This window comes from Rodentibacter caecimuris (assembly GCF_001019715.1).
Lineage (GTDB): Bacteria > Pseudomonadota > Gammaproteobacteria > Enterobacterales > Pasteurellaceae > Rodentibacter > Rodentibacter caecimuris.
This window is the reverse complement of record NZ_BBXJ01000001.1, coordinates 300,871-326,906: the sequence shown is the minus strand read 5'-3', so window position 1 is coordinate 326,906 and position 26,036 is coordinate 300,871. Positions and strand designations below refer to the sequence as shown.

The window sequence follows — 26,036 nt, the reverse complement described above, 5'->3', positions numbered from 1 at the left end:
GAAAGATGAGCAAAGAACAAGAACGTGCGGAATTACATAAAACGATTTGGAGTATTGCCGAAGAATTGCGTGGGAGCGTAACAGGCTGGGATTTTAAATCCTATGTATTGGGAATGCTATTTTATCGCTTTATTTCTGAAAATCTGACGAACTATATCAATCAAGGCGAATGGAAAGCCGGTAATCCTGATTTCGACTATGCCAAATTAGATAATCAAACGGCGGAATATGGTCGGGAGCAAACGGTGCAATCCAAAGGTTTTTATATTTTGCCGAGCGATCTTTTTGAGAATGTGCAACAAAATGCCCCATTACATCAAGAAAATCTGAATGAAATTCTGAGCCGAGTGTTTAAAAATATTGAAAATTCTGCGCTGGGCGAAGAAAGTGAGGACGATTTCAAAGGGCTGTTTGCCGATATTGATGTCAATAGCAATAAACTCGGCTCAACAGTGCTGAAGCGTAACGAACGGCTGACCAAAATTCTCAATGCGGTCGCTTCCTTAAAATTGGGCGATTATCAAGAGAATAACAACGATCTATTTGGTGATGCCTACGAATACTTAATTGCAATGTACGCCAGCAATGCAGGAAAATCGGGCGGCGAGTTTTTTACGCCGCAGGAAGTATCGGCATTATTGGCGAAAATAGTGATTGGCGATAAAACGCACATCAACAAAGTCTATGATCCGGCGTGTGGAAGCGGGTCGTTATTGCTGAAATTTGCCAAAGTGCTGGGTAAAGATAAGGTTCGGCAAGGCTTTTTTGGGCAGGAAATCAATATCACCACCTACAACCTTGCCCGAATCAATATGTTTTTGCACGATATTAACTACGAAAAATTTGATATAGCCCTAGGTGATACCCTTATCGAACCACACCATTGGGACGATGAACCTTTTGATGCGATTGTTTCCAACCCGCCTTACTCAATCAAATGGGAAGGAGATAATAATCCGCTCTTGATTAACGACCCCCGTTTTGCACCGGCAGGTATTCTTGCACCAAAAAGTAAGGCGGATTTGGCCTTTACGATGCATATGCTCCATTGGTTATCGACCGACGGCACGGCGGCAATCGTTGAGTTTCCCGGCGTATTGTATCGGGGCGGAGCAGAGCAGAAAATCCGCCAGTATCTCATCGATAACAACTATGTGGATACCGTAATCCAGCTACCTGCCAACCTGTTTTTTGGCGTTACCATTGCAACTTGCATTATTGTGCTGAAAAAGAGCAAAGCCGATAATGCCGTTCTCTTTATTGATGCAAGCGGTCAGTTTGTGAAAGGCGGTAACAAAAATAAACTCTCTGAGGAGAATATTGCCACCATTTATCAAGCGGTAAAACAACGGCAAAATCAACCGCACTTTGCCGAGCTGGTTGAAAATAAAAAGATTGGCGAAAATGACTATAACCTCTCTGTTTCAAGCTATGTTGAGCAAGAAGACACGAGCGAGAAAGTGGATATTACAGAACTCAATACCCGTATTGCTGACATCGTCAAACATCAAGCCGAACTGCGTACCGCCATTGATAAGATTGTGGCGGAGATTGAGGGAAAATGATGAAACCGATTCCCAATATTTTCGAGCGTAACTAATTAAATATTAAGTTAGCACTTTCTAGAATGGAAATAGTTTAAATGGAAGGTTGAAGAATCTAAAAGCTACTAATGATGATTAGGCAAGAGCGGTCGATTTCTGGCTGATTTTTACAAAATAGAGAAAAGAGAATGAACGAAATTGAAAAAATGATAGAAAGTCTTTGCCCTGATGGGGTGGAGTTTAGGGAGCTACGAGATATTTGTACTCCGTTAAGAAAAGCAACGCTGAAGGTAAGTGAATTGTTAGAAGATGGTGAATATCCTGTTATAAATTCTGGTCGAAACTTGTATGGGTATTATAACAAATATAATAATGAGGGGAATGCTCTTATTGTTGCTGCTCGTGGAGAATATGCAGGTTTTATAAATTATATAGATACAAAATTTTGGGCTGGCGGTTTATGCTATCCATATCGTTCAAGAGATGAAAAAATGCTTTTAACCAAATTTGTCTATTATATTTTAAAAGTAAATGAAATAGACATTATGGAAAAATTAGTGTCTAGAGGAAGTATTCCTGCTTTAAATAAATCAGATTTAGATTTATTCAAAGTCCCCGTTCCCCCACTCGAAATTCAACAAAAAATTGTAAAAGTGCTTGACATTTTTACCGAGCTGGAAGCTACGCTGGAAGCTGAACTCACTGCCAGAAAACAACAATATGAGTATTACCGAAATAACCTTTTAACATTTGATAATGGGGATTCTCACCCACTGAAAAAATATTTAGAGGAACTTTGCTCGCAAGGTGTGCCTTGTAAGATATTACCTGAAATTTCTGTGAACTTAGACAGAATCAGAAAGCCAATATCATCTTCGAAAAGGGTAAAAGGGGAATATCCATATTATGGGGCTTCGGGTATCGTTGATTTTGTTGAACATTATATTTTTGATGGAGATTATTTACTGATCTCAGAAGATGGTGCTAACCTATTAGCAAGAAGTACACCTATTGCGTTCTCAATTTCAGGGAAAAATTGGGTAAATAATCACGCCCATATTATAGAGTTTAGAAATGATGTTACTAGAAAGTTTGTAGAGTATTATATAAATTCTATTGATATATCTAAATTTATATCGGGAGGAGCTCAGCCAAAATTAAATCAAGAAAATTTAAATAAAATAGAAATTCCATTTCCCCCACTCGAAATCCAACAAATGATCGTCGATATTTTGGATAAATTTGATAAATTGGTAAATGATTTAACCACAGGCTTGCCTGCGGAAATCAATGCACGTCGGCAGCAGTATGAATATTATAGGAATACACTTTTAACCTTTAAAGAGAGATAAATTTATCTCCATCATTGGCATTATTTCAATTTCTTGAATTATGATTAGCTTATTATAGAAAACTAAACAATAAACGAGGCAAAAAATGAACTATCTTGATTTGGTATTGGAAAATCCTGAAAGCTCGGTAGTGGCAAAATATGAGCGGGATAATGCTGTTCAGGAAGATAGCTATCAGAGTGAAGCACAGCTTGAACAAGCCTTTATTCAGCAACTGACTTCGCAAGCCTATGAACGTTTATTTATCCATACCGAGCAAGATTTAATTGCCAATTTACGCCGACAGTTAGAGCGGTTAAATCATTATGCGTTTAGCGAAACCGAGTGGAAACACTTTTTTAATGAAGTGATTGCCAATAAGAATAGTCATATTGCCGATAAAAGTGAAATCATTCAACAAGATGAAATCCAGCTTTTAACCTGTGATGACGGTACAACGAAGAATATTCGTTTGGTGGATAAAGAGGATATTCACAATAACCATTTGCAAGTGCTAAATCAGTATGAGGTGAATGATACGCCTCGTCAAAATCGCTATGACGTTACTGTATTGGTGAATGGTTTGCCATTGGTGCATATTGAGTTAAAACGGCGTGGGGTCGATATTCGGGAAGCCTTTAACCAAATTAATCGTTATCAGCGGGAAAGTTTTTGGGCGGGTAGCGGGCTGTTTGAATATGTTCAGTTATTCGTGATTTCTAACGGTACGCTCACTAAATATTATAGTAATTCAACCCGTGATAGCCATTTAAAAGAGCAACGCAATAGTCATCGGCGTAAGCAGAAAACCAGTAACAGTTTTGAGTTTACTTCGTGGTGGGCAGATGCGGAAAATAAGCCGATTACCGAGTTAATGGATTTCACCAAAACCTTTTTTGCTAAGCATAGCTTGCTAAAAATTCTGTTTCGCTATTGTGTGTTTACATCTGACCGTTTGTTATTGGTGATGCGCCCTTATCAGATCGTTGCTACCGAGCGTATTTTAAATAAGTTACAGATTGCACAAAATTATAAGCAATTAGGTTCGATCGATGCAGGCGGTTATATTTGGCATACAACGGGGAGTGGTAAAACTTTAACCTCATTTAAAACGGCGCAACTTGCCAGCCAGTTACCTTTTATTCATAAAGTGTTGTTTGTGGTCGATAGAAAAGATCTTGATTACCAAACAATGAAAGAGTATGACAAATTCCAGCAAGGGGCGGCGAATAGCAATACCAGCACCAAAATTCTTGCCAAGCAACTGGGCGACCCTAATGCTAAGATTATTATTACGACCATTCAAAAACTGGCGATATTTATTAAACGCCACGGTAGCCACGCTGTTTTTAATGAAAATATTGTGCTTATTTTTGATGAATGTCATCGTTCACAATTTGGTGAAATGCACCAAGCAATTACTAAAGCATTTAAAAAGTATGCGTTATTTGGCTTTACGGGGACACCGATTTTTGCCCAAAACGCACAGCAACAGTCATCGGTATTTTCACCATTACAGACTACAACGGCACAGACGTTTGGCACAAAGCTCCATACTTATACGATTGTGAATGCAATCGCAGATAAAAATGTGTTGCCGTTTCGGGTGGATTATGTCCGTACGGTGAAAGAAGCTGATAATGTGGAAGATAAGAAAGTTGCCGATATTGATCGGGAGCGGGCGTTGAATGCCCCTGAACGTATTCATAATATTGTCGCCTATATTTTACAGCACTTTGCTCAGAAAACCCTTCGCAATAAATCTTACTTTTTTAACCGCTTGTCAAACATTGAACATCTTGCTTCTGCCACAGATCGCCACTCAATAGAAGAAATCAAAACGAAAATTCGTCTAAGTGGTTTTAACTCGATTTTTGCCGTGAGTTCAATTGATGTGGCAAAGCACTATTATCAAACATTCAAACAGCAACAAGCACAATTACCTGAAGCACAAAGGCTAAAAATTGCTACGATTTTTAGCTACGGTGCAAATGATGAGCTTGATGATGACAATATTGACGATGAGAATTCAGAAAATACCGAAGGACTGAGCGTGAGTCATCGGGATTTTTTAGACAATGCGATTGCCGATTACAATCGGTTATTTAATACCAATTACGATACATCAGCGGAAAAATTCCAAAATTATTATCGTGATGTATCGTTGAGAATGAAAAATCGTGAGATTGATTTGTTAATTGTCGTGAATATGTTTTTAACGGGCTTTGATGCGACAACGCTCAATACGCTTTGGGTCGATAAAAACTTGAAAAATCACGGCTTGCTACAAGCCTATTCCCGTACCAATCGGATTTTAAATTCGGTAAAACGCTTTGGAAATATTGTTTGTTTTCGCAATCTGGAAAAAGCAACTAATGACAGTATTGCTTTATTTGGTGATAAAGAAGCTGGCGGTTTAGTGTTGATGAAACCCTTTAAGGATTACTATGAGGGTTATGAAGACAATGGAAAGAAACGGCGTGGTTATAAGGATATTGTTGCGGAGCTTTTAGAAAAATTCCCTGTTGGTGAGCGCATTGAAAGCGAAAAAGCTAAAAAAGAATTTATTAAGCTGTACAGTAGTTTTTTAAAATTACAAAATATTCTTTCCGTGTTCGATCAATTTAAGAGCTTAGAGATTTTGACGGAGAGGAATATCCAAGACTATCATTCACTTTATATTGATCTTTACGAAGAGTTTCGTAGCACGAAAGAGGACGATGCAGAAAATATTAATGATGACATTGTTTTCGAAATGGAATTGATCAAACAAGTGGAAATTAATATTGATTATATCTTAGAGCTTATCCGTCAATACCATATTAAAAATGGTGAGGATAAAGAGTTGCTGATTAACATTGAGAAAGCGGTTGATTCCAGCGTGGAGCTACGCAATAAAAAAGGTTTAATTCAAACCTTCATTGCTTCGTTAACACCAAATGCAGAATTTGATGAAAGTTGGCGTTTTCATATTGAGCAAGCGAAACAAAAAGAGCTAGATGAAATTATCGACAAAGAAAATCTTAACCCTGAAGCAACACATCAATTTGTAAACAGTGCGTTTGAAAATGGTGTATTTAGTGAAGCAGGCACGTTGATTGATAAAGTCTTGCCGCCGATGTCTCGTTTTACCCCCGATAATCAGCGTAGCAAAAAACTCCAGACCGTTTTGGATAAACTCAAAGCCTTTTTTGAGCGTTTTTTTGGGATCTAGTTAGATAAAACATTCAAATATTGAAGCAATTTTCAACATATTGATTGTGATTTCACCAGACGGTCACTTTTTTGAAATTTTTTGCGATTTTTTTGCAAAAACCGCTTGCATTGTTTTTCATTTTCCCTATAATGCGCACCACACAACGACGCGCTGTTGTGAAGTAAGAAGATTTGCCGGTGCGTCGTTATTTTTTGCTCTTTAACAACGAATCAGACAATCTGTGTGGGCACTTGTTAATAGACTTGTTAAAATATTTTTAATTTTGAAGTCTTAATAGGTGCTTAAACTAGAAATTCATTATTACTTTTTATAGTAGTGTATATTAATAGCTAAGCAGTTTATTGAGCGATTGAACTTTGAATTGAAGAGTTTGATCATGGCTCAGATTGAACGCTGGCGGCAGGCTTAACACATGCAAGTCGAACGGTAGCAGGAAGAAAGCTTGCTTTCTTTGCTGACGAGTGGCGGACGGGTGAGTAATGCTTGGGAATCTGGCTTATGGAGGGGGATAACTGCGGGAAACTGCAGCTAATACCGCGTAAAGTCTTTGGACTAAAGGGGGCGTTTGCTCTTGCCATAAGATGAGCCCAAGTGGGATTAGGTAGTTGGTGGGGTAATGGCTCACCAAGCCGTCGATCTCTAGCTGGTCTGAGAGGATGACCAGCCACACCGGGACTGAGACACGGCCCGGACTCCTACGGGAGGCAGCAGTGGGGAATATTGCGCAATGGGGGGAACCCTGACGCAGCCATGCCGCGTGAATGAAGAAGGCCTTCGGGTTGTAAAGTTCTTTCGGTGATGAGGAAGGCAGTTTGGTTAATAGCCAAGCTGATTGACGTTAGTCACAGAAGAAGCACCGGCTAACTCCGTGCCAGCAGCCGCGGTAATACGGAGGGTGCGAGCGTTAATCGGAATAACTGGGCGTAAAGGGCACGCAGGCGGATTTTTAAGTGAGGTGTGAAAGCCCTGGGCTTAACCTGGGAATTGCATTTCAGACTGGGAATCTAGAGTACTTTAGGGAGGGGTAGAATTCCACGTGTAGCGGTGAAATGCGTAGAGATGTGGAGGAATACCGAAGGCGAAGGCAGCCCCTTGGGAATGTACTGACGCTCATGTGCGAAAGCGTGGGGAGCAAACAGGATTAGATACCCTGGTAGTCCACGCTGTAAACGCTGTCGATTTGGGGGTTGGGGTTTAACTCTGACGCCCGTAGCTAACGTGATAAATCGACCGCCTGGGGAGTACGGCCGCAAGGTTAAAACTCAAATGAATTGACGGGGGCCCGCACAAGCGGTGGAGCATGTGGTTTAATTCGATGCAACGCGAAGAACCTTACCTACTCTTGACATCCAGAGAATCCTGTAGAGATACGGGAGTGCCTTCGGGAGCTTTGAGACAGGTGCTGCATGGCTGTCGTCAGCTCGTGTTGTGAAATGTTGGGTTAAGTCCCGCAACGAGCGCAACCCTTATCCTTTGTTGCCAGCGATACGGTCGGGAACTCAAAGGAGACTGCCGGTGATAAACCGGAGGAAGGTGGGGATGACGTCAAGTCATCATGGCCCTTACGAGTAGGGCTACACACGTGCTACAATGGCGTATACAGAGGGAAGCGAAGCAGCGATGTGGAGCGAATCTCACAAAGTACGTCTAAGTCCGGATTGGAGTCTGCAACTCGACTCCATGAAGTCGGAATCGCTAGTAATCGCGAATCAGAATGTCGCGGTGAATACGTTCCCGGGCCTTGTACACACCGCCCGTCACACCATGGGAGTGGGTTGTACCAGAAGTAGATAGCTTAACCGTAAGGGGGGCGTTTACCACGGTATGATTCATGACTGGGGTGAAGTCGTAACAAGGTAACCGTAGGGGAACCTGCGGTTGGATCACCTCCTTACCGAACGAGCTATAGTAAGTGTCCACACAGATTGGCTGAGAGTTGTAGACAAGATAGAGAGCGGAAATCAACATTGTCCTTGGGTCTGTAGCTCAGGTGGTTAGAGCGCACCCCTGATAAGGGTGAGGTCGGTGGTTCAAGTCCACTCAGACCCACCACTCTAAGAGTGAGTGAAGTAAGGGCAAGTATCTGCAAATTAATGATAACTGGGGATATAGCTCAGCTGGGAGAGCGCCTGCCTTGCACGCAGGAGGTCAGCGGTTCGATCCCGCTTATCTCCACCACTTATCATCGTTAAGTAAATGTTGCATTGATAGAAAATGGTATTGCGTTTACTTAACGATGATAACTGAAAAGTTTTATCTTCTGTTCTTTAAAAAATTGGAAACAAGCTGAAAACTGAAGAGACTTTTAAGTTCCAAAAGGAATAGAGGAAGTCTGAGTAGAAAAATCTTGACTGGAGAAAGGCAGTCAAGTGTTTAGTTGAATTAAAGATTCGCTTCAAGATGTAGGCCTGACTGAGTAGGCAGGCTGAAAACATTTGAGGTTGTATAGTTAAGTGACTAAGCGTACAAGGTGGATGCCTTGGCAATCAGAGGCGATGAAGGACGTGCTAATCTGCGAAAAGCTTGGATGAGTTGATAAGAAGCGTTTAATCCAAGATATCCGAATGGGGAAACCCGATGGATGAAGAATCCATCATTTCATTATGAATTCATAGTAATGAAAAGCAAACCGGGAGAACTGAAACATCTAAGTACCCCGAGGAAAAGAAATCAACCGAGATTCCGTGAGTAGCGGCGAGCGAAGGCGGAAGAGCCGGTAAGTGATAGTGAGCGTGTTAGGAGAATGAGTTGGGAAGCTCAACCGTAGGGGGTGATAGTCCCGTATCTTAAAACATGTTGATGGTACTAAGCTTACGATAAGTAGGGCGGGACACGTGATATCCTGTCTGAAGATGGGGGGACCATCCTCCAAGGCTAAATACTCCTGATTGACCGATAGTGAACCAGTACTGTGAAGGAAAGGCGAAAAGAACCCCGGCGAGGGGAGTGAAATAGAACCTGAAACCTTGTACGTACAAGCAGTGGGAGCCTGAAAGGGTGACTGCGTACCTTTTGTATAATGGGTCAGCGACTTATATTTTGTAGCAAGGTTAACCGAATAGGGAAGCCGAAGGGAAACCGAGTCTTAACTGGGCGATTAGTTGCAAGGTATAGACCCGAAACCCGGTGATCTAGCCATGGGCAGGTTGAAGGTTGGGTAACACTAACTGGAGGACCGAACCGACTAATGTTGAAAAATTAGCGGATGACTTGTGGCTGGGGGTGAAAGGCCAATCAAACCGGGAGATAGCTGGTTCTCCCCGAAATCTATTTAGGTAGAGCCTTGAGCGGACACCTTCGGGGGTAGAGCACTGTTTCGGCTAGGGGGCCATCCCGGCTTACCAACCCGATGCAAACTGCGAATACCGAAGAGTGATACTCAGGAGACACACGGCGGGTGCTAACGTCCGTCGTGGAGAGGGAAACAACCCAGACCGCCAGCTAAGGTCCCAAAGTGTATGTTAAGTGGGAAACGAAGTGGGAAGGCTTAGACAGCTAGGATGTTGGCTTAGAAGCAGCCACCATTTAAAGAAAGCGTAATAGCTCACTAGTCGAGTCGGCCTGCGCGGAAGATGTAACGGGGCTCAAACATAGCACCGAAGCTGCGGCATCAGGATTAATCCTGTTGGGTAGGGGAGCGTTGTGTAAGCGGATGAAGGTGTATCGGGAGGTATGCTGGACGTATCACAAGTGCGAATGCTGACATAAGTAACGATAAAACGGGTGAAAAACCCGTTCGCCGGAAGACCAAGGTTTCCTGTCCAACGTTAATCGGGGCAGGGTGAGTCGGCCCCTAAGGCGAGGCTGAAAAGCGTAGTCGATGGGAAACGGGTTAATATTCCCGTACTTGGTAAAGCTGCGATGTGGGGACGGAGCAGGTTAGGTTAGCGTGCTGTTGGATATGCACGTTTAAGTTGGTAGGTGGGGTGCTTAGGCAAATCCGGGCGCTTATTAACACCGAGAAATGATGACGAGGCCTCAAGGGGCTGAAGTAACTGATACCACACTTCCAGGAAAAGCCACTAAGCTTCAGGCTTTATTAAACCGTACTGAAAACCGACACAGGTGGTCAGGTAGAGAATACTCAGGCGCTTGAGAGAACTCGGGTGAAGGAACTAGGCAAAATAGCACCGTAACTTCGGGAGAAGGTGCGCCGGCGTAGCTTGTAGCCCCTAGCGGGTGAAGGGTGAACCGGTCGAAGATACCAGCTGGCTGCAACTGTTTATTAAAAACACAGCACTCTGCAAACACGAAAGTGGACGTATAGGGTGTGATGCCTGCCCGGTGCTGGAAGGTTAATTGATGGTGTAATCGAAAGAGAAGCTCCTGATCGAAGCCCCAGTAAACGGCGGCCGTAACTATAACGGTCCTAAGGTAGCGAAATTCCTTGTCGGGTAAGTTCCGACCTGCACGAATGGCATAATGATGGCCAGGCTGTCTCCACCCGAGACTCAGTGAAATTGAAATCGCCGTGAAGATGCGGTGTACCCGCGGCTAGACGGAAAGACCCCGTGAACCTTTACTATAGCTTGACACTGAACATTGAATTTTGATGTGTAGGATAGGTGGGAGCCTTTGAAGCGGTCACGCCAGTGATTGTGGAGGCGTCCTTGAAATACCACCCTTTAACGTTTGGTGTTCTAACGAAGATTGCGGAACGCGGTCTCGGACAGTGTCTGGTGGGTAGTTTGACTGGGGCGGTCTCCTCCCAAAGAGTAACGGAGGAGCACGAAGGTTTGCTAATGACGGTCGGACATCGTCAGGTTAGTGCAATGGTATAAGCAAGCTTAACTGCGAGACGGACAAGTCGAGCAGGTACGAAAGTAGGTCATAGTGATCCGGTGGTTCTGAATGGAAGGGCCATCGCTCAACGGATAAAAGGTACTCCGGGGATAACAGGCTGATACCGCCCAAGAGTTCATATCGACGGCGGTGTTTGGCACCTCGATGTCGGCTCATCACATCCTGGGGCTGAAGTAGGTCCCAAGGGTATGGCTGTTCGCCATTTAAAGTGGTACGCGAGCTGGGTTTAGAACGTCGTGAGACAGTTCGGTCCCTATCTGCCGTGGGCGTAGGAGAATTGAGGGGGGCTGCTCCTAGTACGAGAGGACCGGAGTGGACGCACCACTGGTGTTTCGGTTGTGTCGCCAGACGCATTGCCGAGTAGCTAAGTGCGGAAGAGATAAGTGCTGAAAGCATCTAAGCACGAAACTTGCCTCAAGATGAGTTCTCCCAGACTTAGAGTCTGTAAGGGTTGTTGGAGACGACGACGTAGATAGGTGGGGTGTGTAAGTGTAGTGATACATTGAGCTAACCCATACTAATTGCCCGAGGGGCTTAACTATACAACGCTCAAGTGTTTTTGGGCGGCTAGTGTGAAGTACAACGAATTAAAGTATACCGTAATCAGTCATCAGCTTGTATCCGATAGAACAGATGAAAAAGATAAAAGAGATAAAACGAGATAAAAAGATAGAACAAGATAAAACTTGAAGAGAAGAAGTTATCGAAGAATTATCCCGGCGGCGAGAGTGCAGTGGTTCCACCTGAATCCATCCCGAACTCAGAAGTGAAATGCTGTAATGCCGATGGTAGTGTGGGGTATCCCCATGTGAGAGTAGGGCACTGCCGGGTGTATACTATACAATCCCCCTGAATCGAGCGGTTCAGGGGTTTTTGTTATATGTAGAAAATGTTCTTTATACATTTTTAGTTAGCCAAAATACAGTTTTGAAAGATATCAAATTTTCATTTTCACAAATAACGTTAAAATTAACAAAAAAATCCATACGTAAAACGTACGGATTCGAGATAGAAGATTATTTTTACTGTTTTTATGCAACTCTCCTACTCATCTTTTATTAATAAAAGATATGTTCAATAATTAGATATTTTTCTGGAATATAATTTTGCTTAAGATGTCACCCAAATAAGTTTTGCCAGAAGCTTTGTATAAATTCCCTTTCCTTACAAAACTCCGAATCTGACACAATCGGTGGTTGTCCGATTAAATTAAGATGATGGATTTTATTACGTAAATCTACATAGCATTGCTTTAATTTTTCACAATCAGAGACGGAAATCACTTGAACACTTGCCATATCGTCAAAAATTCTCACATTATCCGACCATTTTGTTAGACTTGGGTTTTGTTGTGCATGAGCCAGCATTAAATATTGTGCGATAAACTCAATGTCGGTAATCCCACCACGATCCGTTTTTATATTAAATTCACCTTCTTTAGACTTAGAAAGAGTTTCATACATTTTTTCTCGCATTTCTTGGATATCCATTTTGAGTTGGATTACATCTCTTGGTGTAGCGAGAACTTTTTGTCTAATTTGCTCAAATTTTTGGCGTAACGGTTCATCACCAAATACCGCCCGACTTCTGACTAAGGCTTGCTTTTCCCAAGTCCAAGCTTCATTTAATTGATAATTTTCAAAGGCTTCTAAAGAACAGCCCAGTAAACCGGCATCTCCGGATGGGCGTAAGCGCATATCGACGTCATACAATACTCCGGCACTGGTATTAAGACTAAAAATACTCACAATTTTTTGCGCTAAGCGTAAGTAAAACTGATTGCTATCAATAATTTTTTTTCCGCCTATGGTTTGGCTTTCAACAGCTTTATAAAGAAAAACAAGATCGAGATCGGATTTATAACCTAGTTCAATCCCTCCAAGTTTGCCATAACCAATAACTAAAAACCCTTTTTCACCATCTTGCAAATGTTGAGGCACACCAAAGCGGGTTGAAACCTGTTTCCAAGCTAAGTTGATTACGGAGGCGATGATTGCTTCTGCTAGATAAGTAAGGTGATCGCTGACTTTCATTACAGGTAACACGCCCAAAATATCAGCCGCTGCCACACGTAATAATATAGCCTGTTTAAATTGACGCAGTGCATCAATAAATTGTTCCTCATCCTCTTCCGGAAGTCGGAGCAAATATTGTTGAAGTTCATTAGGATATTGTGTGAAAGGTATTGGGTTACGTAAACTTTCAGTGTTAAGTAGTTCATCTAACAAAATTGGGTGGCGCGCTAATTGGTCGGCAATTAACTGAGATTTTGCACAAAGATTTACCACTTGCTGCAAAGCTTGCGGATTCTCGAGAAGTAATTCTAAATAAGTCGTTCGACTGGAAATTTTCTCAATAATGTGCAGCATCCGAGATAGTAAAGTGCGGTCACTTTCTTGTTTAAAAATGAGAGAAAATATCTTGGGCATTAATTGTGCCAGTACATCCCGTCCACGGTTTCCAATAATACGTCGCTTTAGGCTTTCTTTAAATTGTCCTAGTTTATCTAAAATTTCACTAATGTAATCGGATTGAATGCTACTTTCTTCCAACATTTGTGTGATTTCATCAAAGTCCGCTTCAAGAAAATCCTGCCATTGATTTTCTTTATCGTTATTTTCATCGTTTTCCTCACCAATAAGATGATCGAAAACCGACCGCACTTTTTCTTGCATTTGCTGTAAAGTGCAGTAGAAATCTTGCCAGTTTTCCATTGGATAGGTGCGCTGAATCGCAATATTTTGCTCGTTGAAACTTGTAAAGTTTCGACAGGCTGTGATTAAACGTTGTTGATCGATTTCATTAGTCGGTAGGGTTTGGGTTTGTTGATCATTAATTGCTTGTAAAATATTTTCTACTCTTCGCAAAAAAAGATAGCTTTCATGTAAAGCGTGATGTTGTGTTTGACTAATAAGACCAAGTTTTGTTATTTCAGGTAAGATCTTAAGCAAGCTATGTTGCTGTAAAGCAATTTCCCTTCCACCACGAATCAGTTGGAAGACCTGTGCGATAAATTCCACTTCGCGAATACCGCCGGCACCGAGTTTGATATTATCTTTTAACCCGCGGCGGCGTACTTCCCGTTCAATTTTTCCTTTCATTTCACGCAGTGACTGAATGACGCTGAAATCAATATAACGGCGATAAACAAAGGGACGCAGCATTTTTTGTAAATACAGGCTATTCGGGTCATCCGATTTTTCGCCGAGAATACGCCCTTTAATCATCGCATAGCGTTCCCAATCCCGTCCCTGATCCTGATAATATTGCTCCATTGCGGCAAAACTTAATGCCAGCGCACCGCTTTCACCAAAGGGGCGCAGACGCATATCCGTGCGGTAAACAAATCCATCAGCGGTAAAATCATCCAATGCACTGATTAAACGTTGTCCGAGACGGGTAAAAAATTTTGCATTATCTACTGATTTTCTTGCATTGCTTCCCTCAATACGGGTTTCTCCCTGAGACGGATAAGTAAAAATTAAATCAATATCGGAAGAAAAATTCAGTTCAAATCCGCCCAGTTTACCCATACCAAGAATATAAAGCGGTTGTGGGTTACCTTGTTCGTCCACCGGTGTTCCCATTTCGGCACAAGCCTGACGATAAAGCCAATCACGTGCGCCAATGATAAGACTTTCTGCCAGTTCTGAGAGACGGATAAAAATTTCTTCTACAGTTGCCAAGTTGAGACTTTGACAAAAACTTAATTTCGCCATTTCTGTATTACGAAAAAACCGTAGAGTTTTATAAAATTCAGCCTCATCGGAAATTGCTGATAATTCGTTATTTAAGCGTTCTTGATATTGCTCACAGTCGGAAAATGTAGGGCTGGTTTCCCACCATTGTGCCAGTAAGTGCGGTTGTTTTTGTAAGACTTTTTCAACAAAGTCGGACATCGCAACGGCATAGCCTAATCTTCCGATAGGGTGGTTTTTATCTTCTTGGTGTTGTTGAATCGTTTGAGTAACGCCATTGGCATCAATTTCAGGAAAAGATTGGCATAAGATTATGCCAAGTGCGGTGAGTTTTTGTTTGCTAAGGGATAAAAGTGCGGTCATGTTGTTAACTTTTTATATTCTGATCGACAAGCTGTAAAACTTTCTCTTTCGCCTGTGTGGGCTGTAAGCTATCTAGCCATTGAATCGGCGTTTTCCAGCCTCGTAACCAAGTAATCTGACGTTTAGCCAGTTGGCGTGTGGCACAAATGCCTCGGAAGATCATTTCTTTGTGATCGTAATCGCCTTGCAAATATTCCCACATTTGGCGGTAGCCCACGCAACGGATAGACGGCAAATTCACGCTCAGATCGCCACGTGCATAGAGTTTTTCCACTTCCTCTTGAAAACCTAAATCAATCATTTTATGGAAACGCTGTTCAATGCGGGTATGCAAAATATGGCGATCTTCCGGTGCGATAGCAAATTGTAGAATATGATAAGGCAATGCTTCGCCCTTTTGTGCGGTGAGGTCGGTTAAGGATTGACCGGTAATATAAAATACTTCTAATGCACGATTAATCCGCTGTGAATCATTCGGATTAATACGTTGTGCCGAGACAGAGTCAATTTGAGCGAGTTCATGGTGTAATGCTGCCCACCCTTGTTGTGCCGCTTTCCGTTCAATTTCAGCCCGAATGGTTTCATCCGCGGAAGGCAAAGGGGAAAGCCCTTCGAGCAAGGCTTTGTAATAAAGCATTGTGCCTCCGACTAAAAGCGGAATTTTTCCTTGTGCGCTAATGTCCGCCATTTCGTGTAAGGCATCATCGCGAAAGTTCATGGCAGAATAGCTTTCAGCAGGATCTAAAATGTCGATGAGTCGATGGGGAGCTAAAGCAAGTTCTTCTTTAGAGGGTTTTGCCGTACCGATATCCATTCCTTTGTAGATTAAGGCAGAATCGACACTAATAATTTCCACCGGCAAATGTTGGCGTAATTGAATAGCTAAATCTGTTTTACCGGACGCCGTTGGGCCCATTAAAAAAATTGCAGTCGGTTTCATTTATAGCTCGTCTAATAAAGGTTGCCAATGAATGGGTTTGAGTAATTGCTCAAATTCAGCTCGATTGGTGTTATTGAGCAAGCGTTCTATCTCGCTTAATAAATTCACCGCATCGGCAAATACGGTCACGGTTTTGCTTTCTAATTGTGAGTAAAGTGCGGTTGAAAAAGGCGCTGAATTTTCCGAGTGATTTAAAATTGTCATCACACATTTTTGTAAATTTTGTGTGCGTAAAAAGCGGGGAACTTTGTTTAACGTTAAACGCCGTTGGGGTTTATTCTCGATAAACTCAAAACCCGCTTGGGCAAAATTTTCCGCCACTTTTTCCCATTGGCTAAATTGCTTTTCCGTTAAACGAAATACTATGGGGATCAACAAAGGTTGCAGCTCAATTTGTGGCTGCTGTAAAGCTAATTTCCATTGTAATTGTTGCAATTTTTCCAACGAAAGCAAAAAGTGATGTTGGTTTTGCTGTAATAAAAGTGCGCGGTTTTCAATCAGTGATAATGCCCGCAGATGTGTTGGATTTTCGTTTTTTTCCACCACTTGTTCTGACGTTTTGGGCTGAACAAGATTGTCATTGTCTTTGGTTGAGCCTAGCAATTCTCCATACAATCTTTGCTCGGTTTTACTCGGTTTTTCTGAACGATAGTTTTCCCAATAATCACGAGAGCCTTGATGAGACGTTCTATTGTCTAGCGAAAAGTGCGGTGGATTTTGCATAGGTTTTTCCGCAGAAACATTCTGGGTAAACATATTTTGTCCGGCTGACGCCCGATTGGGTTTATTTACCCAAGATGTCCCATAAGTCGGGGTGGGTTCTTTTATATCATTTTCTCGTAAATGTTTATCCGCACTTTGTTGAGGCAGTGTTGCTTGAAGTGATGGTTGATTGTTCAATGCATGATTTATCCCTTCATAAATAAAATCATGAATGAGTCGTTGTTGATGAAAACGTACTTCATGTTTTGTCGGGTGGACGTTCACATCCACCTCGTGAGGATTGAGATCAATAAATAGCACAAAGGCAGGGTGGCTTTCGTGGGGTAAATATTCTGCATAGGCTTGGCGAATTGCATGGGTAATGACTTTGTCACGCACCATGCGTCCGTTGATATAGCAATAATTCAGATCATTTTGTGAACGGCTGAAATCCGGGGTAGCAATCCAACCGGAAAGATGTAAATCATCGTATTTCCAATCAATACGCAGGGCATTTTTGACAAATCCTTCTCCACAAATTGCCGAAACCCGTTTGAGTTGTTGGGTAAGATCGGTAGCAGGGCGATATTGACGAATAATTTTGCCGTTATGGGTGAGGGTAAAGGCAATATTAAATTTAGCCAGTGCAATGCGGCGAATGACTTCATCAATATGGGCAAATTCGGTTTTGTCGGTGCGTAAGAATTTACGGCGTGCCGGAGTATTAAAAAACAGATTCGCCACTTCCACTGTTGTACCAACAGGATGTGAGGCTGGTTTGACAGTGGTTTCCATATCACGCCCTTGCGCATAAACCTGCCATGCTTCGGTTTGTTCTGCGGTGCGTGAAGTGAGGGTTAAACGGGAAACTGAACTGATACTTGCCAATGCTTCACCACGAAAACCTAAACTTAAAATAGACTCAAGATCTTCTAAATCAGCAATTTTACTGGTGGCATGGCGCGCAAGGGCAAGGCTTAATTCCTCTTTTGCAATGCCACAGCCATTGTCACGAATGCGGATCAGTGTTGCACCACCGTTTTCAATATCGACTTGAATTTTATTTGCGCCGGCATCTAAGCTGTTTTCAATCAATTCTTTCACCACAGAAGCAGGGCGCTCCACGACTTCTCCTGCGGCAATTTGATTGGCAAGTTGTGGGGAAAGAATTTTAATCGCCATTATTTTTCTCTCAGTTTAATTTTTTGACCGGTAATCACTTTACCATTTTTTAATGTTGGATTCAGTTTCAAAATTTGCTTCACCGGAATGTTATATTCCCGTGAGACCGCATAAATTGTCTGATCTTTTTTGATGGTATGATAGAGCGGAATATCCGCTTTTTTTCCATCAGTTTTACTTTTTTTCTTTTCGTCTGTATCTGTTTTGGGGTTGTCTTTTTTATCCGCAGGTTTTATTGTCGTTTTTTCGGCTTTTTGGGCTTCAACAATTTTTTGATTTTTACCGTTATTCGGGATTTTTATTGTTTCGCCAATCCATAATTCTTTACGTTTCAATTTGTTAAGCTGAATAATATCCGTTACTTTTACATCGTATTTATTGGCAAGACTGCCGATACTTTCACCGTTTTTCACTTTATGGCGAATACCGCTGTCTTTTACTTCCGAAGTGCGGTCGGTTTTTTCTGTATTTTTGTCGTTTGTTTTTTTATCGACAGAATCGGTTTCTTCCGGTTTTTTGTGTTTTCCGTTATCCGGAATTTTAATGGTTTCGCCCACCCATAAAGCTTTTCGTTTTAAATTATTGAGTGCCACTATATCGGCGATTTTCACATCATATTTATTGGCTAGACTGCCAAGACTCTCACCATTTTTCACTTTGTGGCGAATTAAACTGTCTTTCGTCAATAAAGTGCGGTTAGTTTTGCCGCTGTTTTCTTTATCATCATTTTCAAAGGCGACAAGTGATTTTAAATTGCCGTTACGATAGGCGACTAATCCCTCATAAATCATATAGGCGATGCGGCGGCGATAAGTCGGAGAATTGAGTTTTTGTTCTTCCTCGGCATTCGATAGAAAACCGGTTTCCACCAATACCGAAGGAATATCCGGTGAACGTAATACACCAAGGCTTGCATGCTGTGGTGTGCTACGGCTTAAGGTCGTGATTTTTGAAAAGCGGCGTAAAATATGTCTGCCGATTTCATAACCGGTACGTTGGCTGTGTCCAAACTGGAGATCGAGTACGGTTTGATCTAAATATTTATCGTTGTTATGAGAGAGAACTTTTCCGGCCCCGCCCAATAATTCGGAGCGTTTTTCATCGTCTTCCAACCATTGCCCCATTTCATCATTTGCCCGACGGTTTGACAGCACCCATACGGACGCGCCGCGTTGGTTGGAGTTAAGCGAGGAATCCGCGTGGATAGAAACCAGATAATTTGCTTTGAATTTGCGGGCTATTTCCGAGCGTTCAGGCACGGAGATGTAATAATCACCGTTACGGGTTAAGACAGCACGGAAATTCGGATCTTTATCCAATAAAGCCTTCAGTTCGCGTGCGATGGAAAGGGTCACATTTTTTTCATAAATACCAAGATTACGCCCGATTGCGCCGGGGTCTTTACCGCCATGACCGGGATCAATGGCTATTGTCCACTGTGCTGCAAAAGCCGTAGAGGCAAAAAGAGAGAATATTATCCCTAAAAAAAATGAAAATTTTGTGTTCATTGTGAATTGATAAAAAGATTATAGTTGTTGAATAATTTGCTCGCCCAGAGCATTTTGTGCGATTAATGTAATGTTTCGTGCATCATCATAGTAATCAATATTAACAAGCAAATCAGCCGGCGGAAGGATTCCGTCACCTTTTTCAGCCCACTCGATAAGGCAAATTGAATCTTTGGCAAAGTAATCACGAATCCCCATAAATTCTAATTCCTCCGGATCGGCAAGGCGATATAAATCAAAATGGTAAATCATTTTTCCGGTAATGTTGTATTCTTCCACTAGGGTATAAGTCGGGCTTTTTACATTACCTTGGAACCCTAAACCTTGTACCATGCCTCGTGTTAGTGTGGTTTTTCCCGCACCTAAATCACCGTTGAAATATAAAATAACGGCACGCTCGGTGTGGCATTTCAAAATAGTTTCGGCTAATTTTTTGCCAAAACGTAACATAGTGGATTCATCAGGAATGTATTGAGTTAATTCATTCATCTTGATTATGATTGTTAAAGTCAAAACTGGTGGGAATTCTACCGCACTTTTGTTTTTTTCGCTAAGGGGATTTTATCCGTATTAGAGGTTGTTTTATGGAAAACGTTCCATTGACTAGGAATAAAAATCCACCGCTTTTCAGCAGTGGATTAAGAATTTGGAGCGGGAAACGAGGCTCGAACTCGCGACCCCAACCTTGGCAAGGTTGTGCTCTACCAACTGAGCTATTCCCGCAGAGAGTACAAAATTGGAGCGGGAAACGAGGCTCGAACTCGCGACCCCGACCTTGGCAAGGTCGTGCTCTACCAACTGAGCTATTCCCGCAGTTCACATCAGTGAATGGGGCGCATTATACGAATATTTTTCTCTCTTGCAAGAGCAAATTTTTCAAAATGACTTAGCTGACTAAGTTTTCGTCAATCCAATTTAATGAAATGATCGCGATAATAGGCGAGTTCTTTAATGGATTCACGGATATCATCTAAGGCTAAATGCGTATTCGCCTTTTTGAAACCTTCTAAAATTTCAGGTTTCCAGCGGGCGGCAAGTTCTTTTAATGTGCTGACATCCAAATGACGATAGTGGAAATAATCGGCCAGATCCGGCATATATCGGTAAAGAAAGCGTTTATCTTGTGCAACACTATTGCCACAAATGGGCGAGGCACCTTTGGGTACCCAACGCTTCAAGAAATCCAAGGTTTGTAATTCTGCCGCCCGTTCGGTGAGTTTACTGGCTTTTACCCGTTCCACTAAGCCGTTTGCGGTATGCGTTTTCACACACCATTCGGACATTTTTCCTAATAAATCATTGCTTTGATGAATGGCAAGGACAGGGCCTTCAGCAAGAATGTTGAGATCTTTGTCGGTGACGATAGTTGCGATTTCAATAATGCGTTCTTTATCGGGTTCCAATCCGGTCATTTCTAAATCAATCCAGATCAGATTTTGTTTATCTAATTGCATAATATAAGGTATCCTATGTAAAAATTTTTTCCATTTTATCAAAATCGTCGTAAAAAACGACCGCACTTTTATGGCTAAACGTAAACTCACTCAAAATCAGTTCCGCCGAATTGAATTTAACAATGCCCGAACGCTTCATCGCCACAAGAAAAGAGAAATTGAATGGCAAGATGAAATGCTGGGGGTATCACAAGACGGCTTGGTGGTGACGCGTTATTCTATGCACGCCGATGTAGAAAATGCACAAGGGGAGATTTACCGCTGTAATTTACGCCGTACTCTGTCAAGTTTAGTGGTGGGCGATAGAGTCATTTGGCGGGAAGGAAACGAACAGTTACAAGGTGTGAGTGGGGTGATTGAAGCTATTCATCCGCGTGTAAATGAAATTTTACGCCCTGATTATTATGATGGATTGAAACCTATTGCCGCGAATATTGATCGTATTATTATTGTTTCCGCAGTGTTGCCGGTTTTTTCTCTTAATATTGTTGATCGTTATCTTGTGGTATGTGAAATTTCAGGTATTGAGCCGGTTATTGTCGTCAATAAAGGCGATCTTTTAACGGATGAAGAGGAAAAAAATATTGAACAACAACTGCAAATTTATCGTGACATCGGCTATCAAACCTTGATTATTTCTGCCTCAAACGGAAAAAATATGGAAAAACTAACCGCACTTTTAAGCAGTGGCACATCTATTTTTGTCGGGCAGTCCGGTGTCGGCAAATCCAGCTTGATCAATGCTATTTTCCCCAACGTCAATGCACAAGTAGGCGAGGTGAGTGAAAATTCGGGGCTGGGGCAACATACGACAACTTCCTCACGTCTTTATCATTTACCTCAAGGCGGAAATCTCATTGATTCGCCGGGGATCCGCGAATTTGGATTATGGCACTTAGATGCCGATCAAATCACCAAAGGATACCGAGAATTCCAATATGTCTTAGGTACTTGTAAATTCCGTGATTGTAAACATTTGAATGATCCGGGCTGTGCTTTACGTGAAGCGGTAGAGACTGGGAAAATTTCTCAGATTCGTTATGAAAACTATCACAAACTTATTGCAAGTTTATCCGAAACAAAGTCACAACGGCATTTTTCAACAAGTTAGCCGGAACTTAGAGTAAAATTTGGTTAATCGGATTAGAATGTTGATCTCACTTAAGTTTTTTTGCCTTTTTCCTTGATTATTTTGTTTTTAACAAGGATACTATGGCAGGTTTTGGATCTGACAGTTTTATAATTAAACTATTTATTAGTAGAGGTAACATTATGTTCTCAAAAGATGTAGAAATCACAGCACCTAACGGTTTGCACACTCGTCCTGCTGCGCAATTCGTAAAAGAAGCAAAAGGTTTTGCTTCAGACATTACTGTGACATCCGCAGGGAAAAGTGCGAGTGCCAAAAGTTTGTTTAAATTACAAACTTTAGGTTTAACACAAGGAACGGTTATCACCATATCCGCGGAAGGTGAAGATGAACAACAAGCCGTTGAACATTTAGTCGCATTAATCCCTACTTTAGAGTAACTATTGAGTATAAGATAGCCATAAAATCCGTTTTGATTTACTCCTGTAAGCACGTGTTTTATGGCTATTGTTTTATTTAATCCTATTAATCTTGGAAGGTGAACATGATTTCAGGTATTCCAGCATCCCCCGGTATTGTTTTTGGTAAGGCGTTAGTTCTTAAAGAAGAAAAAATTGTCCTTGATACAAAGTCGATTTCTGATGATCAAATTGAAACGGAAATTGCACGTTTTTACGAAGGGCGTAATGCCGCAGTTGAACAATTAAATTCCATCAAAGATCGTGCTTTTGCTTCGTTGGGAGAAGAGAAAGCGGCGATTTTCGAAGGGCATTTAATGATTTTGGAAGATGAAGAATTAGAAGAAGAAATTATCGACTATCTACGTTCACATAAAGTTAATGCCGGTGTCGCTGCGAGTAAAATTATTGATCAGCAAGTGGCGATGTTATCAGAAATTGATGATGAGTATTTGAAAGAACGTGCCGGTGATATCCGTGATATTGGTAACCGTTTAATCAAAAACATTTTAGGTATGCATATTGTTGATCTAGGCGATATAAACGAAGAATCTATTTTGGTTGCCTATGATCTCACCCCTTCTGAAACGGCGCAATTGAATCTTGAGAAAGTATTGGGATTCATTACAGATATTGGAGGCCGTACTTCACATACTTCTATTATGGCCCGCTCTTTGGAATTACCGGCTATTGTTGGAACCAACAATGTGACTGAAAAAGTGAATACCGGTGATTTCCTGATTCTTGATGCCGTAAATAACAAAGTCTATATTAATCCAACCGAAGCCCAAATCAACGAATTAAAATCTTTAGAAGCAAAATTAGCAGAAGAAAAAGCCGAATTAGCAAAATTAAAAGATCTTCCTGCCGTGACATTAGACGGGCATAAAGTTGAAGTAGTGGCAAATATTGGTACTATTCGCGATTGTGACGGTGCAAACCGTAACGGAGCCGAGGGGGTAGGTTTATACCGTACAGAGTTCCTCTTTATGGATCGCGATCAACTTCCAACGGAAGAAGAGCAATTTATTGCTTATAAAGAAGTCGTAGAAGCTATGGACGGACGTTTGGTTGTGCTTCGTACTATGGATATCGGTGGTGACAAAGATTTACCGTATCTAGATCTTCCAAAAGAAATGAACCCGTTCTTAGGATGGCGGGCAATTCGTATTGCACTGGATCGCCGTGAAATTCTCCATGCTCAGTTACGTGCGGTGTTGCGTGCCTCTGCATTTGGCAAATTAGCGGTGATGTTCCCGATGATTATTTCGGTAGAAGAAATTCGTGAATTAAAATCTGTGATTGAAACTCTGAAAGTGGAGCTACGTGCAGAAGCTAAAGCCTTTGATGAAAATATTCAAATCGGTGTAATGGTGGAAACGCCGTCTGCTGCGGTAAATGCGAAATTCTTGGCGAAAGAAGTGGATTTCTTTAGTATCGGGACTAATGACTTAACGCAATATACCTTAGCCGTTGATCGCGGCAATGAATTGATTTCTCATCTTTATAATCCAATGCAACCGTCCGTACTTGGCTTAATTAAACAAGTTATTGATGCGTCTCACGCAGAAGGTAAATGGACGGGGATGTGTGGTGAGTTAGCCGGTGATGAGCGTGCAACCTTGCTCTTGTTAGGTATGGGATTAGATGAATTTAGTATGAGTGCAATTTCGGTACCTCGTATTAAAAAACTCATTCGTAGTGTGAATTTCCAAGAGGTAAAAGAGCTTGCAAGTAAAGCATTAGAGAAACCAACCGCTTCGGAAATTGAGCAATTAATTGAAGAATTTTTGTCAGAAAAAGCACTGAGTTAGATACAAAATCAGTGTTTTAAGCTAGAATATCAACCATATTTAATGGATAGGAGATGAAAATGGGTTTATTTGACAAGCTATTCGGTTCCAAAGAGAACAAATCCGTCGAAGTTGAGATTTATGCACCGCTTTCCGGTGAAATTGTCAATATCGAAGATGTACCGGATGTTGTGTTTTCTGAAAAAATTGTTGGTGATGGCATTGCTATTCGTCCGACAGGCAATAAAATTGTCGCACCGGTTGATGGTGTTATTGGTAAGATTTTTGAAACCAACCATGCCTTTTCAATGGAGTCAAAAGAAGGGGTTGAATTATTTGTTCACTTTGGTATTGATACCGTTGAGTTAAAAGGTGAAGGTTTTACTCGTGTTGCGCAAGAAGGGCAAACTGTAAAACGTGGTGATACAGTAATTGAATTCGATCTTGAATTACTGGAAGCAAAAGCTAAATCTGTATTAACACCGGTTGTGATTTCCAATATGGATGAGATCTCAAGTATTGAGAAAAAAGCAGGCGAGGTTATTGCCGGCGAGTCCGTAGTGTTAAGCCTTAAAAAATAATTTTATATAGAATAAAAAAGTCCGCCGTTGTGCGGATTTTTTGTTTAGAGGTGAAAAGTGATTTATAAATTAACTGGTGTTTTACAACATTATATTTGGGGCGGACAGCATTACATTCCACAATTATTAAATCTTTCGGTGGAAGAAAATCAACATTATGCCGAATGGTGGCTTGGTGCACATATTTCTGCCCCCGCCATAATTGAAGTTGAGGGCAAAAATTTACCGCTGACTGAATTTTTACAGCAAAATCCGACCGCACTTGGTGAGAAAAGTCGAGAAATTTTTGGTGAAGAATTACCCTACCTATTGAAGATTCTTGATGTAGCAAAGCCGCTTTCTATCCAGTTGCACCCAACCAAACAACAGGCGGAAATCGGTTTCGCAAAGGAAAATGCGAAAGGTATTGATTTAAAAGATTCGAAACGAACTTATAAAGATAATAATCATAAACCTGAAATGATGATTGCATTATCTGATTTCTGGCTGTTACATGGATTTAAGGCAAAAGAAAAAATCCTCTCTTTACTTAATGAACGTCCTTCTCTTGCCCCTCTTGCAGAAAAATTAGGTAATCAAGATCTGCATTCATTTTATGCGGATGTCATGCAAGCGGATCAATCCCAACTATATCAATGGCTTGCCCCTATTGTTGAACAAAATCGTGAGGCTTATGCTCAGAATGAACTCAGGCTAAATAATCCCGATTATTGGCTGCTTTATTCTATGGAAGCGATGGAGATTTCACTGGAAAAACTCGATGCGGGTTTAGTCTGTTTTTATCTTTTCAACATTGTTCACCTTAAAAAAGGCGAGGGGATTTATCAAGAGGCGGGTATTCCGCACGCTTATTTACTCGGACAAAATATTGAATTGATGGCATGTTCCGATAATGTCATTCGTGGCGGATTAACACCAAAATATGTAGATATTCCGGAGCTATTGAAAGTGGTGGATTGTCGAGAAATAGAACCGCAAATTATTTCTGCTGCCCCTCATGATATGCGCGTATTTACTTATTCCACGCCGGCAAAAGATTTCGCCTTACAAAATATACAATATGAATGTGGTGAAACTCATCGCTTAAAAATTCAGAGTGCAGGAATTTTAATGGTGATGAAAGGGCAACTCAATTTACGCTCGGAAACCACCGCACTTTCTCTTAAAAAGGGAGAGTCTGCTTTTATCACTTCCGGTTCTTCTTATGAAATTGAAGGGCTATCGGAGGGCTATGCCGTCATAGCAAAGCTACCCTGAGAATCTAACGGTATATTAACTAATGTTATAAAGGATCATTGGATATTGTGATCCCCCTCACAAAATCCGATATTCTTTCTGAATGAAAGATAAAATTCAGTTATAGTAAGGCAAT

General features: G+C 41.5%; 14 protein-coding genes, 4 tRNA genes and 3 rRNA genes. 13 read left to right on the top strand and 8 right to left on the bottom strand.

Features of this window, described 5'->3' with window-relative positions:
• Positions 1 to 5: 5 nt before the first annotated feature.
• From PNEUHYL_RS01475 to rrf, 8 genes are all read left to right on the top strand, one after another.
• Positions 6 to 1,565: a type I restriction-modification system subunit M gene (locus PNEUHYL_RS01475; protein ID WP_059365498.1), complete on the top strand. Its 1,560-nt coding sequence runs from the start codon at positions 6 to 8 to the stop codon at positions 1,563 to 1,565.
• A 167-nt stretch (positions 1,566 to 1,732) separates the two neighbouring features.
• Positions 1,733 to 2,896: a restriction endonuclease subunit S gene (locus PNEUHYL_RS01470; RefSeq protein ID WP_059365496.1), complete on the top strand. Its 1,164-nt coding sequence runs from the start codon at positions 1,733 to 1,735 to the stop codon at positions 2,894 to 2,896.
• Between the two features lie 85 nt (positions 2,897 to 2,981).
• A complete protein-coding gene (locus PNEUHYL_RS01465) occupies positions 2,982 to 6,089 on the top strand; it encodes a type I restriction endonuclease subunit R (protein WP_059365495.1) in 3,108 nt (1,035 codons plus the stop codon).
• A 361-nt stretch (positions 6,090 to 6,450) separates the two neighbouring features.
• Positions 6,451 to 7,986, top strand: a 16S ribosomal RNA gene (locus PNEUHYL_RS01460).
• Between the two features lie 81 nt (positions 7,987 to 8,067).
• A tRNA-Ile gene (locus tag PNEUHYL_RS01455) sits at positions 8,068 to 8,144 on the top strand.
• Positions 8,145 to 8,194: 50 nt separating this feature from the next.
• Positions 8,195 to 8,270: transfer RNA gene (locus PNEUHYL_RS01450), tRNA-Ala, on the top strand.
• 269 nt (positions 8,271 to 8,539) lie between these two features.
• Positions 8,540 to 11,437, top strand: a 23S ribosomal RNA gene (locus PNEUHYL_RS01445).
• A 173-nt stretch (positions 11,438 to 11,610) separates the two neighbouring features.
• Positions 11,611 to 11,726 (top strand): 5S ribosomal RNA (gene rrf / locus PNEUHYL_RS01440).
• The 16S, 23S and 5S rRNA genes sit together here with 2 tRNA genes alongside, the layout of an rRNA operon.
• 287 nt (positions 11,727 to 12,013) lie before the next feature.
• On the opposite strand, the gene glnE is transcribed toward rrf, so the two are convergent.
• The 8 genes from glnE to orn form a co-directional block, all read right to left on the bottom strand.
• Entirely contained in the window at positions 12,014 to 14,956 is a 2,943-nt protein-coding gene (gene glnE / locus PNEUHYL_RS01435; RefSeq protein ID WP_059365493.1) for a bifunctional [glutamate--ammonia ligase]-adenylyl-L-tyrosine phosphorylase/[glutamate--ammonia-ligase] adenylyltransferase, read from the bottom strand.
• Positions 14,957 to 14,960: 4 nt separating this feature from the next.
• On the bottom strand, positions 14,961 to 15,896 hold the full coding sequence (gene miaA / locus PNEUHYL_RS01430) for a tRNA (adenosine(37)-N6)-dimethylallyltransferase MiaA (RefSeq protein WP_059365492.1): 936 nt from the start codon (positions 15,894 to 15,896) through the stop codon (positions 14,961 to 14,963).
• The gene (mutL, locus tag PNEUHYL_RS01425) at positions 15,897 to 17,780 is read right to left on the bottom strand and encodes a DNA mismatch repair endonuclease MutL (protein ID WP_059365490.1); all 1,884 of its coding nucleotides are present in this window, start codon (positions 17,778 to 17,780) and stop codon (positions 15,897 to 15,899) included. It lies immediately after the preceding gene.
• Positions 17,780 to 19,288 (bottom strand): N-acetylmuramoyl-L-alanine amidase, encoded by a 1,509-nt coding sequence (locus PNEUHYL_RS01420; protein ID WP_059365489.1) that lies wholly within the window; start codon positions 19,286 to 19,288, stop codon positions 17,780 to 17,782. The genes mutL and PNEUHYL_RS01420 overlap by 1 nt, the downstream gene beginning before the upstream one ends.
• 18 nt (positions 19,289 to 19,306) lie before the next feature.
• Positions 19,307 to 19,777, bottom strand: a complete 471-nt coding sequence (gene tsaE, locus PNEUHYL_RS01415; RefSeq protein ID WP_059365487.1) for a tRNA (adenosine(37)-N6)-threonylcarbamoyltransferase complex ATPase subunit type 1 TsaE — start codon at positions 19,775 to 19,777, stop codon at positions 19,307 to 19,309.
• Between the two features lie 158 nt (positions 19,778 to 19,935).
• Positions 19,936 to 20,011 (bottom strand) — tRNA-Gly (locus PNEUHYL_RS01410).
• Positions 20,012 to 20,025: 14 nt separating this feature from the next.
• A tRNA-Gly gene (locus PNEUHYL_RS01405) sits at positions 20,026 to 20,101 on the bottom strand.
• A 92-nt stretch (positions 20,102 to 20,193) separates the two neighbouring features.
• Positions 20,194 to 20,742: an oligoribonuclease gene (gene orn / locus PNEUHYL_RS01400; RefSeq protein WP_059365486.1), complete on the bottom strand. Its 549-nt coding sequence runs from the start codon at positions 20,740 to 20,742 to the stop codon at positions 20,194 to 20,196.
• 70 nt (positions 20,743 to 20,812) lie between these two features.
• On the opposite strand from orn, the gene rsgA reads away from it, so the two are divergent.
• From rsgA to manA, 5 genes are all read left to right on the top strand, one after another.
• Complete coding sequence (rsgA, locus tag PNEUHYL_RS01395; protein ID WP_059365485.1) at positions 20,813 to 21,853, top strand: small ribosomal subunit biogenesis GTPase RsgA; 1,041 nt, start codon at positions 20,813 to 20,815, stop codon at positions 21,851 to 21,853.
• 161 nt (positions 21,854 to 22,014) lie between these two features.
• On the top strand, positions 22,015 to 22,272 hold the full coding sequence (ptsH, locus tag PNEUHYL_RS01390; RefSeq protein WP_018356695.1) for a phosphocarrier protein Hpr: 258 nt from the start codon (positions 22,015 to 22,017) through the stop codon (positions 22,270 to 22,272).
• A 104-nt stretch (positions 22,273 to 22,376) separates the two neighbouring features.
• Positions 22,377 to 24,104, top strand: a complete 1,728-nt coding sequence (gene ptsI, locus PNEUHYL_RS01385; RefSeq protein WP_059365483.1) for a phosphoenolpyruvate-protein phosphotransferase PtsI — start codon at positions 22,377 to 22,379, stop codon at positions 24,102 to 24,104.
• Between the two features lie 59 nt (positions 24,105 to 24,163).
• Positions 24,164 to 24,664: a PTS glucose transporter subunit IIA gene (gene crr / locus PNEUHYL_RS01380; protein WP_059365482.1), complete on the top strand. Its 501-nt coding sequence runs from the start codon at positions 24,164 to 24,166 to the stop codon at positions 24,662 to 24,664.
• A 57-nt stretch (positions 24,665 to 24,721) separates the two neighbouring features.
• On the top strand, positions 24,722 to 25,921 hold the full coding sequence (gene manA, locus PNEUHYL_RS01375) for a mannose-6-phosphate isomerase, class I (RefSeq protein ID WP_059365481.1): 1,200 nt from the start codon (positions 24,722 to 24,724) through the stop codon (positions 25,919 to 25,921).
• Positions 25,922 to 26,036 lie beyond the last annotated feature (115 nt).